General features: G+C 43.5%; 1 protein-coding gene. It reads right to left on the bottom strand.

The window, feature by feature from the left end; genetic code table 11:
- Positions 1 to 79: 79 nt before the first annotated feature.
- Positions 80 to 276: uroporphyrinogen decarboxylase family protein (locus AB4512_RS23495; RefSeq protein ID WP_372175930.1), on the bottom strand; the 197-nt coding region annotated here is incomplete at its 5' end.

Raw genomic sequence — 276 nt, 5'->3', positions numbered from 1 at the left:
ATATTGGATGCGGATAAAAAGGTAATAAAAAAGCGCTGCCGATTTCTCGACAGCGCTTTTTCTAAAAACACATACTTAATTACTTATGGTATGGCTTAGATAGGTCATGAACTGCGTCCACAAATACACCAGCATTCTCTGGTGGCACATCTAGGTGAATACCATGGCCAAGGTTAAATACGTGACCAGTACCGCCGTCACCAAAACCTTCAAGGATAGTGCCGACTTCTTCACGAATACGCTTAGGTTGTGCGTAAAGCACTGATGGGTCCATGT

Source organism: Vibrio sp. 10N.222.52.B7, assembly GCF_041474275.1.
Classification (GTDB): domain Bacteria; phylum Pseudomonadota; class Gammaproteobacteria; order Enterobacterales; family Vibrionaceae; genus Vibrio; species Vibrio crassostreae_C.
Note: the sequence above shows the minus strand (reverse complement) of the source record. Positions and strands in the feature narration are given on the sequence as shown.